Origin of the sequence: Mesorhizobium sp. M3A.F.Ca.ET.080.04.2.1, assembly GCF_003952525.1 — a bacterium.
Taxonomy (GTDB): Bacteria; Pseudomonadota; Alphaproteobacteria; order Rhizobiales; family Rhizobiaceae; genus Mesorhizobium.
Map to the genome: position 1 here is coordinate 4,062,737 of NZ_CP034451.1, position 11,811 is coordinate 4,074,547.

At 62.8% G+C, this 11,811-nt stretch carries 8 protein-coding genes and 3 pseudogenes; 7 read left to right on the forward strand and 4 right to left on the reverse strand.

Translation table 11 applies throughout. From position 1 onward, the window contains the following. Positions 1-70: 70 nt before the first annotated feature. From EJ074_RS19355 to EJ074_RS19375, 5 genes and pseudogenes are all read left to right on the forward strand, one after another. A complete protein-coding gene (locus EJ074_RS19355) occupies positions 71-523 on the forward strand; it encodes a S26 family signal peptidase (RefSeq protein ID WP_244514236.1) in 453 nt (150 codons plus the stop codon). Further along, positions 511-1,194: a lytic transglycosylase domain-containing protein gene (locus EJ074_RS19360; protein ID WP_024505647.1), complete on the forward strand. Its 684-nt coding sequence runs from the start codon at positions 511-513 to the stop codon at positions 1,192-1,194. The genes EJ074_RS19355 and EJ074_RS19360 overlap by 13 nt, the downstream gene beginning before the upstream one ends. A 178-nt stretch (positions 1,195-1,372) precedes the next feature. After that, the gene (gene rlxS, locus EJ074_RS19365; RefSeq protein WP_024505648.1) at positions 1,373-3,343 is read left to right on the forward strand and encodes a relaxase/mobilization nuclease RlxS; all 1,971 of its coding nucleotides are present in this window, start codon (positions 1,373-1,375) and stop codon (positions 3,341-3,343) included. 355 nt (positions 3,344-3,698) lie between these two features. Next, positions 3,699-4,685 (forward strand): ATP-binding protein, encoded by a 987-nt coding sequence (locus tag EJ074_RS19370; RefSeq protein WP_126057775.1) that lies wholly within the window; start codon positions 3,699-3,701, stop codon positions 4,683-4,685. A 17-nt stretch (positions 4,686-4,702) separates the two neighbouring features. Next, a pseudogene (locus tag EJ074_RS19375) lies at positions 4,703-7,165 on the forward strand (S8 family peptidase). A gap of 232 nt (positions 7,166-7,397) precedes the next feature. Here EJ074_RS19375 and EJ074_RS19380 read toward each other — a convergent pair. From EJ074_RS19380 to EJ074_RS19395, 4 genes are all read right to left on the reverse strand, one after another. After that, positions 7,398-8,927, reverse strand: a complete 1,530-nt coding sequence (locus tag EJ074_RS19380; protein ID WP_126057776.1) for an E2 ligase fold family C protein — start codon at positions 8,925-8,927, stop codon at positions 7,398-7,400. A gap of 3 nt (positions 8,928-8,930) precedes the next feature. Beyond that, positions 8,931-9,317, reverse strand: a complete 387-nt coding sequence (locus EJ074_RS19385) for a Mov34/MPN/PAD-1 family protein (RefSeq protein ID WP_245454736.1) — start codon at positions 9,315-9,317, stop codon at positions 8,931-8,933. Between the two features lie 98 nt (positions 9,318-9,415). Further along, on the reverse strand, positions 9,416-10,033 hold the full coding sequence (locus tag EJ074_RS19390) for a putative metal-binding protein (RefSeq protein ID WP_126057778.1): 618 nt from the start codon (positions 10,031-10,033) through the stop codon (positions 9,416-9,418). After that, positions 10,026-10,322 carry a DUF2604 domain-containing protein gene (locus EJ074_RS19395; protein ID WP_126057779.1) on the reverse strand — a complete coding sequence of 99 codons (297 nt, stop codon included), beginning with the start codon at positions 10,320-10,322 and terminating at the stop codon, positions 10,026-10,028. Before EJ074_RS19395 ends, EJ074_RS19390 begins: the two co-directional genes overlap by 8 nt. Positions 10,323-10,633: 311 nt before the next feature. On the opposite strand from EJ074_RS19395, the pseudogene EJ074_RS29960 reads away from it, so the two are divergent. Further along, a pseudogene (locus tag EJ074_RS29960) lies at positions 10,634-10,873 on the forward strand (hypothetical protein); the annotation flags it as partial. Next, positions 10,862-11,785, forward strand: a pseudogene (gene fni, locus EJ074_RS19400) (type 2 isopentenyl-diphosphate Delta-isomerase); the annotation flags it as partial. The pseudogenes EJ074_RS29960 and fni, both read left to right, overlap by 12 nt. Between the last annotated feature and the right edge of the window lie 26 nt (positions 11,786-11,811).

Sequence of the window (11,811 nt, forward strand, 5' to 3'; positions counted from 1 at the left end):
GATCGGCAGCCGCCTGAGGCGTGTTCGAGCCCGTAAGACGGTCGCCTTGGCCGCGGCCGGTCTCGGTCTTTTGGGCTTCACGGCGCTGGGAAAGCCCGCCCCTTGGCTGGTCTGGAACGCCTCGGCCAGCGCGCCGATCGGCCTTTACCGCATCGCTGCGGGAGCGCTGGCGCGTGGCGATCTCGTGCTCGTGCGCCCGCCTGAATACGCGGCGTATCTCGCCGCCGAGCGCAGCTATCTGCCTCGCAATGTGCCGCTGGCAAAACGTCTTGCAGCGCTGCCGGACGATAATGTCTGCGCCTTCAATGACGCCATCATCATCGGCGGCGACATCGTCGCGCGCCGGCTCAAAATCGACGCCGAAGGCCGACCTTTGCCATGGTGGAACGGCTGCCGAGCGCTCGGGGATAACGAGGTTTTCCTGCTCGGCAGCGACAAAAACCGCTCCTTCGACAGCCGCTATTTCGGGCCTGTTCCCACTCAAAATGTCATCGGGAGGCTCGTACCACTATGGACCGAGTGACCCTCCTCTTGTTGGGCATGATCGCCATTGCGCCATGCGCCTGTTCCGCCTCGACCGGCGCTGAGCCGGTCGCCATCTCCCAAAGTCCGCAGCTGCGAAAGTGGCAGACGTTGGTATCGGAAGCAAGCCGGCGCTTCCATATTCCCCAAGCCTGGATCTATGCCGTCATGGCTGCCGAAAGCGGCGGCAAGACAATGCGCGGCGGCCGCCCCATCACCTCCCCCGCTGGCGCCATGGGCCTCATGCAGGTGATGCCCGGCACCTATGAAGAGATGCGGGTCGAACACGGCCTTGGGCCTAACCCCCACGATCCGCGCGACAATATCCTGGCCGGCACGGCCTATCTCAGTGCCATGTATGACCGCTTCGGATTTCCTGGCCTGTTTGGCGCCTACAATGCCGGTCCCGAGCGCTACGACGAGCATTTGAAGCGTGGCAAACCGCTGCCAGAAGAGACCGTCGAGTACCTCGACCAACTCAAGGCGGCCGGAGTTTCGGCGGCCGACATCGAGGCGTTCGAAAGCCAATCTGTCGCTCCAAAGGCGCAAATCGCTCCTCTCGGACGGTCGCTGTTCTTCATTCATGACGGTGTTCACTCAGGCGTGCGAAACGGCGATCTCTTCGTGCCGCTCGGCAAGGACGGCGCGCAGCCGAAGGAGCCGGTGCGTTAGCCATGGCGGACGGGGGCGCGTCTGGCGGGGCTGGGCGCGGAAGGCAAGATAAAGGTACCGCCTCCAGGAGGCGGTTAAATCTTTGTCTGCACATCGTTTTTCCGGGAGGCTGCCGCCGGTGCCAAGAGGGTTTGACGTGTAAGTGTCTGATTTTGCTTGATATGTCTGGGAGGCTCGCATTAAGGATGACGAGTTCAGGCCGAAGCTCGGCAAAATCGGGTCGCGCGGCTCGAAGGCCGGCAAACGCTATGCCGGCCAGGTTCGTGCGGCGATCAACCGGGCTGGCGGCCGGCCGCAACGCGGTGGTCGCTTCACAGGAAGCCGGACAGGGCGCGGCGGGGCGGCCGCCGCACTGCTGAAATCGCGCGACCGGTATGCCGCCTTCCGCCAGCGCCGGGTGATCGTCAAGGCGCGGGTCGTCAAGCTCGCCGGCAAGGGCGCGGACGGGGCGCGTGCCCATCTACGCTATCTTCAGCGCGACGGGGTCACCCGCGAAGGTGAACCTGGCGAGCTCTACGGCGCCGACAGCGGCCGCGTCGACGGCAAGGCGTTCATCGATCGCGCGGACGGCGACCGCCATCAGTTCCGCTTCATCGTCGCTGCCGAAGACGGCATCGAGTACGACGACCTCAAGGCGCTGACGCGGCGGCTCATGGCGCAGATGCAGGAAGACCTCGGCACGAAGCTCGACTGGGTCGCGGTCGATCATTTCAACACCGGCCACCCGCACAGCCACATCATCGTCCGTGGCAGGGACGACCGTGGCGAGAACCTGGTCATCGCGCGCGAATATATCTCATCTGGCATCCGCGAGCGGGCGGCCGAGCTGGTCAGCCTCGATCTCGGTCCGCGAACCGACCGCGAGATTGAGCTTCGCCTGCGCCGGGAAATGGAGCAGGAACGCTTCACCAGCATCGACCGTCGGCTGCTCAGCATGCGTGATGATGACGGCCTGGTCTCGCCGGGCGGTCCCGACGCCATTCGCCAGACGCTGCACCAGGGACGGCTGCGCAAGCTCGAGCGGATGGGTCTGGCCGCGGAGGTCGGCGCTGGCTCCTGGCGCCTCGACGATGAGCTCGAAGCCACGCTGCGCCGCACCGGCGAACGCGGCGACATCATCAAGACCATGCACCGCGAACTGACCGGCAAGGGGCTTGCCCGCAGGGCCGCCGACTGGGTGATCCACGATCGATCCGGCGAGCCCGTCCAGTCTCTCGTCGGTCGCGTTGTCGCGCGTGGACTGGCCGACGAGATCAATGACCGCCATTACATGATCGTCGACGCCGTCGACGGTAAGAGCCATTGGATCAACATCGGTAGAGGCGAGGCGATGGAAACGATGCCTAATGGCTGCATCGTGCGTGTCGCGCCAAGGAACACCGAGCCGAGGCAGGTCGATCGTACCATCGCCGAAATCGCCGCCGCGCATGGCGGCCGTTACGACGTCGATATGCACCTGAAGCATGACCCATCCGCCACCGAGAGCTTTGCGCGAACGCATGTGCGGCGGCTGGAGGCGATCCGCCGCGCGACCGGCGGCGTCGAGCGAGAGCCGAACGGCACCTGGCTCATCGCGCCGGACCATCTCGATCGCGTCGCGAATTATGAGGGCCAGCGGGCCAGGGCCGAGCCTGTCGTTGCCGACAAGCTCTCCTCAATGGCGCTGGAGCGACAGGTCAGCTTCAACGGCGCCACCTGGCTCGACCGGGAGCTGGTTGCCGATAGACCCGAGCCTTTGCACGGATCCGGCTTCGGCCGCGACGTGAGAGAGGCGCAAGCTCGCCGGCGGCAGTGGCTGATCGCGCAAGGCCTCGCGCATAAAGAACAGGATGGGATCGTCTATCGAGCCAACATGCTTTCGATCCTGCGCCAGCGAGAACTGAACCGTGTTGCTGGCCAACTGTCGGAGGAACTTGGCCTGCCCTATGCCGAAGCGCGATCCGGAGGACGAGTAGAGGGTACGCTCCGCCGCTCCGTCGAGCTTGCCAGCGGAAAATATGCCGTCGTTGAAAAGTCGCGCGAGTTCACGCTGGTGCCATGGCGGCCGGTGCTTGAGCGCCATGTGGGCAAGGAGGTCTCCGGTGTCGTAAGTGGGGAGGGGATTTCATGGACCGTCGGCCGGCAAAGGAGCGGACCTGGTGTTTCGTGAGATGGTGTACAGCTTTTTAGCCAGCGGCGCGGGCAGCCATGCGAGCCCGCGTAGACCTTATGGCCGCACGCCCGCAATCGGTCGCATGGACCTGCCAGGCGGGGCGGCTTTGGAGCGTTCGGACCCGACACGCTGCGTGAGTGGCCAGACTTCGAGCGCTCGAAGATGCGGACTGTTGTCTGCTGGCCGGCGTTATTCCGGCTGGCCTATGACCGCGGCGCAACAGTTCACCGCTGAAGTTGCCACGGGCGAACATCGACAAGAGAAAAAACACCATTGCGCGATACAAATCGCCGTTGAAAGCGTTTAGGTTGCATGCGCTTCGCCAAGTAAACGGATACCCCAGAAGAGAGCCATGACCACGGCCCGCCATATCGTGACGCTGCTTAAAAGCCACATTGCCGGCGACGAGGATCGTTTCCTCTCTATCGCGATGCAGCTTGCTGCGCATGAGGCACGTCAAGGCCATGGTAAGCTTGCTCAGGAGCTCAAGGATCTGGTCGACGCAGCCAAGAGCAGGGACGCCCGGATTGTCAAGAGCAGTCGGCCGGTTCCCCTTTTTCAGCCAAAGGGCGAGCTCGCAGGGCTCCTGCATGTGCGCTATCCGGACCTGCGACTGACCGACATGATTTTGCCGGACAGTCTGCGCTCGCGCCTGCACCGCGTGCTGGGAGAGCAGCGCCAACAAGCAAGCTTGCGCGAGCACGGGCTTGTTCCCCGTCGCAAACTGCTTCTGGTCGGCCCGCCAGGATCAGGCAAGACGATGACCGCATCGGCATTGGCCGGGGAGCTTCATCTGCCCCTTTTCACGATCGTCCTCGATGGTTTGATCACCAAGTTCATGGGAGAGACTGCCGGAAAGCTGCGGCTTGTTTTTGATGCAATGCAGGCGACGCGGGGCGTCTACTTCTTTGACGAATTCGATGCCATCGGCGCGCGTCGAGGCGAACGCCAGGATGTTGGCGAGATTCGGCGCGTGCTGAATTCGTTTCTGCAGTTTCTCGAGCAAGACGACAGCCACAGCCTGATTATTGCGGCAACAAATCATCCCGAGCTGCTCGACAGAGCTTTGTTCCGCCGTTTCGACGATGTCATCGAATACGCCGTGCCCGATCGGCCGATTATAGAGGCGCTGCTTCGGGCTCGACTCGACCGCTTCGACACCAGAGGGCTTGCCTGGAACGAGGCGATCTCTCAGGCAGAGAGACTGTCGCAGGCCGAGATCACGCGCGCGGCCGACGACGCTGCAAAAACCATCATATTGCGGGGGGGGAAGCGGATCACCTCGGAAGCGCTCATCGACGCTCTGAAGGAACGCCGGCAGGCGTCGCTGTTTGAGTAGCGACAGCACAGATCATAATGGCAGACGATTTTCCGCGCGACCGCGCCCATATCCACCTTCGCAACAACGGCATTCGGGAAGCCTATCGGCGGCCCAACCAACTTATACATGCACCGCCGCTGCCGGCGCGTGATCGGGCGTCGCATGCTGCGGCCTTGACGCAATCCATCGAACAAGCGGTCGAAAGTGCACGCCAGCAGATTGCGGCGCGTGACCCCCAGCTGTCGGTCGGCACGCCTGGCTTTTACCTCGCGATCGATCTGCCCATGTCCGGACGGGCGGCCCTCGACCAGTTGGCCGATCGTCGCCAGCACATGGAGCTGGTCGCCGTCCATGAGCCAACTCAACCCGGTGCTCCCATCACAGCGTCGGTGTTCCTGCCGCAAAGCGCGCAAGCCTATTATTTGCGGAAAGTCGAGGCGTATCGAGACGTTGATACTGACCGCGGCAGACCGCGCAACGAGCCGCTCGTCTCCCGCATGGAGACAGTCAGGCTGGCGACTGCACGATCGTTGTTTACCGACCACGACGACCTCTTCCCCCAGGCCGCTGACGAGCAGGTGTGGTGGGAAGTCTGGCTGCGCGACGGTCGCCGCGAGAACTTCGAGCACATTGCCGAAGCCCTGAACATCACTTTGCGCACGCATGCGGTTAGGTTTCCGGAGCGGGTGGTCATGCTGGCCCTCGCCAGCACGGCAATGCTCGACCGCATGATTGCGCACAGCGATGTCGTCGCCGAGCTGCGGCGCGCGAAGGATACGCCGTCCTTCTTCCTGGGCCTTGGCGGCGCGGAGCAAAGGGACTGGAGCGACGAGCTTCTCGGGCGCGTCAGACCGCCTCAATCCGATATTGCGGTCTGCATTCTCGACAGCGGCGTGCGTCGCACCCACCCGTTGATCGAACCCGCACTTGCCGTTTAAGACTGGCACACCGTCAAACCGGCATGGGGCAGCGACGACACACCTGCGTGGAGCGGCCACGGGACGCGAATGGCAGGTGTCGGCCTGTACGGTGATCTGGTCCCGCTCCTGGTCGGAGGCGATCCAGTTCCATTGCCCTTTCGGCTGGAGAGTGTTCGTATCCTTCCGCCAGAAGACGAGGCAAACGATCCAGAACTCTATGGCGCGATCACCGCGGAAGCGATCGCCCGCGCCGAGGTGCAGGCGCCGGAGCGCCGCCGCGCGATCGCAATGGCTGTGACAAGCGCCAGTCCGGCGCGTGGAAGGCCCACATCGTGGTCTGCCGCTATCGACCAACTCTGTTTCGAAGAGGAACAGCGACGCTTGATCGTTCTCTCTGCCGGCAACATCGGCGATGACCTCATGCCGGCCGAGCATTTGACGCGCAACGATCTGGAAGCAGTCGATGATCCTTCTCAGGCCTGGAATGCGCTGACGGTCGGCGCTTTCACAGAAAAGGTCGATATCATTGACACCGACTTTTCGGGCTACGCTCCGATCGCGCCGGTCGGCGAGCTCTCGCCGCGCAGTCGCACTTCGGTCGTTTGGGACAGGCAGTGGCCGGTGAAGCCCGAGGTCGTCTTCGAAGGCGGCAATCTCGCCCATGACGGTGTGTTGCCCGGCGAGCCGATCGACGATCTGCAGATATTGACCACTTTCTGTCGACCCGAACTGCGCCACTTCACCACCCTCGGAGATACGAGCGCGGCAACGGCCCATGCCGCACGGATGGCGGGACTAATTCTATCAGCGCGCCCCGAGCTGTGGCCTGAATCGGTTCGCGCCCTGATCGTCCACTCGGCCGAATGGACTCCGGCGATGCGCGCACGCATCGATGCGTGCAACGGAGCGAAGGGCGAGATCCAGGCGCTCGTGCGGCGCTATGGTTACGGCGTGCCAGATCTTGGGCGCGCGCTTCTGTCAACGGTGAACGACCTCACGCTTATCGTTGAAGATGAGCTTCAGCCTTTCCAGCGCGAGGGCGGCGCGGCTGCCAAAACGCGTGACATGAAGCTGCATCGCCTGCCTTGGCCGAAGGAGCAGCTCGCGGCGCTCGGCGCTGCCCAGCTCCGCGTCACGCTGTCCTATTTCATCGAACCCAACCCCGGTGAACGCGGATGGACCCGCCGGCATCGTTACGCGTCCCATGGTCTTCGGTTCAGAGTAAAGTCAGCGACCGAGACAGTCGACGAATTCCGAGCCCGCATCAATCAGGCCGCTCGGGACGAGGAGGAAGGGGCGCCTGCTGGAGGCGGAGAAGAGTGGCTGCTCGGCACCTTCCGCGATCGCGGCTCGTTGCACGCCGATTTCTGGTCGGGCAGCGCCGCCGATCTCGCCGAGCGTGACGCGATCGGCGTGTTCCCGGTCGGGGGCTGGTGGAAGGAGAAGCCTTACCTGGAACGCGTCGACGCTCTGGCTCGGTACGCCCTGATTGTGACGATTCGGGCGCCTGGGGTCGATGTTGACATCTTCACACCCGTCGAAGCAGCCCTGACTGTCGAGACGTCGGTCGAGACCTGATGCAGCACTGTCCAAACCGGCCAACAACGGAGGTTTGACCAGCCTCTGGTGCCATGGCGGCTGGTGCTGGATCATCACGTCGGCACGGGATCATGCGCGGAGGACGATAGGCCGGCAAAGGAGCGGGCCAAGCGTGTCATAATGGCGCCCATGGTCACGCCCACAAGCCGCGCCCCCTGCGTCTACGGAGAGGTGCGCGTCTGCTTAGGCGGCCGAGACATCGCTTACCTGATCAACGCGCTCCGTATTTGCGCCTGTAAGCGGCAATGAAATCGTCGTCGCTACAGATGCAGCGGCCGCTGGAGTCCTTGGCCTTCGGATCGTGCAAGTGAGAGCCAAGGGGGCGCAGAAGATTCACCCGAGTGCTCGTCGTCGGGCTCATGGGAAACCCCGCACTATGCTTGACCAAATCCGCGGCAAGCATAATCCCGGCAAGCACCGACTGAAAGGCCATCGGAACCACAGTTCGAACGCGGCGACTTCCTTCGCTAAGCTGGAACACCAGACCGCCGCAGATAGCCTGCTGATAAAAGGAGCGCAGGGGCTGGCCGACAAACGGGGCTAGCGGTTCAAACGGCACAGCCATCGCTGTAGCCACGCGAACTACAAAGTCGTTGGGAACTCCGGCATTTGTCTGCAGGAGCGTTTTCACCTGCTCGTGTGCTTCCGGTATTCCGAGTTCCTCGGCAATCAGCTGGTGCTCGTCCTTGGATTTTCCGGATGGCAGGTACATGCAACAAAGGCAAGCCTGGCCGTCATCGAAACCATGCCGGGAGATACCGAGATCGTGCTCCTGCATCCAAGCGTTTGCGATCCATCGCGGCAGTGCACCTTGGACAGCCAGACGGTCGGCGGCGGTGTCAAGCGCCACACCCACTTGGTCTAAGACCCAATTGCCCCGGCGCGCAACATATTCTGCCCACGTCAGAGGGTGCGCCTCGACCTCAAGGCCAGTCGATCTAAGGGCGGTGGCTGCAAGAACCGCCTTGGACATACCAATCTCCGCCTGGCCGGCCAATGCGTAGCGCTGCAGGTTTGAGAGTTCGATCGCTTCGTGATCGATTACATGCAGACGACCCTTGAGATCGGGTTGTCTCGCTAGCGCCCAAAGCGAGCCATGGCCTATCGCACCGAGCCCAACGAGGTGGGTTTCGCCAAGGTCGACTGGGAAGTCGATCGGGCCAGCCTCCCCGGCTTTGGTCTTGTCGTAGCTGCATAGCGAGAGGTCGATGGTTTCGTCCAACTCGGCGCCGGTCAACTGGGCGGCGAAGATAGTTCGAAAGACGTTGGCGGCGCCGAAGCAACTGGCGGCGCCAGCTCCAAAAGGCAGCAGACTTGGGCCAGAGCCCACCGGGTCCGTACGCGACAGCTTTGCCGCCCAACCGTCCGATCCCACGAAAAAGATCGGGCACCGGAGTGATGGGCGCGTTACCCCTGCAACGACGCAGACGGTGGCAGACTTGCCGGAACGCCGGATGCCGACTTTTGGATTGATCGACTTTGCCAAGCGCTCCAGCGCTTGGGCTTGAGAGCTCGCCGCGCTGTCCAGCGGGAGTATCGCCAGAACCGGGTAGAGCCTAGCGAGCAATCTCACCGCAAGATCTAGTGTCGCCTGGCCTTCGGCGCAGGAAGCGGCCTGATGGTCGAAGGCGACTGCCACGACCTGCTTTTCAAGAGCTGCTTTGAAGTCTCCCAGATGAAAATCGGCCAGGACCTGAGATGCCGCCGTGGCGGCACGATCGATGAAGTTAGCGAATGCCATTGTTCAACTCGATATCATGATCATTCGCGACAGTGCCGCGGGAGGGAGCGCATTCCATTTGGCCTTTTCGTCAAGCCGATAGGCGGCGACCCGAGCAAAATCGAAAGGCTCGCGGGCGAAATTCGGCACTACCAGCGACAGACACCCAACCGTGGTAGCAACCGCATAAGCGTCGTCCGTCGTCGAATGGTAGGCGCGGCCCGGATGGCTGTGAATCTGGGCCAAGAGTTTCAGGCCGCTTTTGTAGAGCCAGACATTGAGCCGGTGCAGTTCTTCGGCCGCAACGATCACGCAAACGCCATCGTTTGTCCGAATGTGACGCTGCGCCGGGATAACCGTCTCTGTTACGGCAAAGTGCCGGTCTTGCTGAACGCCGACCCAGAGCGCCATCCCCTCATTGCCTTCGCGACCAACTGAGCGCAGATGCCCATGCGTGGTCGAGATGCAGCCGCGCGGGAGAGTCACGATCGTTACATCTCTCAAACCAGTCATTCTTGTATCGCCTGAGGGGATACCACCATTCCTACGATTGCCGGTGGGAGTTGAATCTGCAACTGCTCTATAGGAATGATTCCGTACTTGATGATCTTGTCCAGGATGAAGGCCAAACAGCCTTCGCCAGAACCCCGATGAAGTAGCCATGGATCACCTGAATGGGCTGGATTGTCGTGGTATTCCCGGACGCCCGCCATGCACAGGAATGGTTCGTCCTCGGGACTGTTGGCCTGGATGAAGTCCGTCAGCGGCACGGCGTTCTGCTGGATGAGAGCTCCTATCATCTCCGGCGGCGTTCCGGGCAGCGGCGGACGTCTAAGCATTTTCAGGTATAGATCTTTCCGGGCAATCGGATGACGCGTAAACGGATCGACGAAGACCACGGACGGTGGTCTTAAGTCGTAGTCGGTGAAGTCGACCTCGCTCGCTGCGCTGATCACCCGTGGTTTTAACTTGAGGCTTGCGAAAATGAAGAAAGCGCGCGGAAAGGTCGCCTCGATCAAGAAGCAGCCCTGAGCCCGATAGACATCAGCATATGGCCGGAACCGGCCGATCTCCCGATCAAACTTCGCTCGGGAGACCTCCGGATCCACACTTTGGGGTTTAGGCACCTGCGACGCCCGCCTTCAGGCTGAGGAACAGGGTCACAGTATTCGGGAAACCGAAATCGCCAAGCTTCTTGTCGACGTCGAGCAAGTTGCCGGCCTCATCCTTCAATTCCCAATTCTCGGCTGGTTGGGCGACATTCTGCGTGTTCTCAAGGGCTTTGGTACGAATGACGTGAAGCGGCTGGTTGGGATTGGCTTCGACCTGCGTGGGCTGGCCGTTCACCACCATCGTGATCTCGATCTTGCCCGGCCCGCCGCCGTGATTATCGCCCTTACCCGAATCCTTCGACATTGTCCTACTCCTGTGGCTTGCCAACCGTCCCACGCCCTGGCGCCCACCTGCGAGTGAGACCGGCGGTCTTCAATCGTTCACCCGGCGCCACGGCCGCGAGTACGCGAAAGACAGGGGATAAGCTACCGAATCGGTGCTTGCCTTCTTTTATGGGTGACTTGAGCCGCAAGTAAATGGTCTCAAATTGCTCCTCACAACTATAATCGATTATAGCAATGCGAAAATATTGGCGACACGCCTATTCATCTGCTCTCTCACTCGCCTGCTCCGTGCTTGGCAAGGGGAGCTTTGACTGCGTCACGCGTCCCCCAATCCTGCAACGCATTCACCCGAGCCTGCGCGACACCAGCGCCCGCACCGGCCGTGATCCGCAGAACGAAACGCTGATCGTGGCGTTCTATCGCGAACTGGCGCTGCTGTTCTGGCTAGACGATTGCAACGACGTTGGCCTGATCGCGCCGGAGCAGCTCGCCGCCGTGGAGCAGGCGCTGGGGCACGGCGTACCGTGCGTTCTCTCCGGATTCGAGGGCTGCGCTCAGCTGCGCGCTTCGCTGGTGCTGGATCGGCGAACGGCGCCGGCCACGGTGGCCGCTGGCTGGGAGTACATCCATTTCGAACACTGCGCACTGCCCGAGTTGGACCTGACGCAGATCGACCTGCGCGCCTCGCTGCTGGGCAAGGCTATGCGCGCGCCGCTGCTGATCAGCTCTATGGCCGGCGGCATGCCACGGGCCGAGGCCATCAACCGGCATTTGAGCGAGGCAGCGCAAGCCTTGCGGATCGCCATGTGCGGTTCGCAGCGTGTGAGCCTGCAATCCCGTAACTCCCAGGGGCTAACGCGCGCGCTGCGCCGCCTGGCGCCAGACATTCCCTTGCTGGCCAATATCGGCGCCGCGCAACTGCGGGAGGCCGACGGCCTGGACCTGGCGCGTCGCGCGGTGGACGCGCTGGAGGCCGATGGGCTCATCGTCCATCTCAATCCGCTGCAGGAAGCGGTACAGCCGGGAGGGCGACCGCGACTGGCGCGGCGTCCTGGCGCTGATCGCTGGCGCCGCGCGCATCGTGGGCGTGCCGATCGTGGCCAAGGAAGTGGGGGCGGCCTGTCCGCCTCGGTGGCCTGTGCGCTCGTCGAGGCGGGCGTGGCGGTAATCGATGTCGCCGGCGCCGGCGGCACCAGTTGGGCCGCAGTGGAGGGCGAGCGCGCCCGCAATGCCGCCGACCGTGCAGTGGCGATGTCATTCGCCAATTGGGGGATTCCCACCCTGACCAGCGTGCAGGCGGTGCGTCGGGCGCTGCCAACGGTGAAGCTGATCGCGTCGGGCGGGATCCGCGATGGCGTCGACGTGGCCAAGGCCATCCGCCTGGGCGCGGACATCGCCGGGCAGGCGGCCAGCGTGCTGGGCGCGGCGACAGTGTCCACCGAGGCCGTTGTCGCGCATTTCGAGATCGTCATCCGCCAGTTGTTGGGTCACCATCAAACCAATTTGAC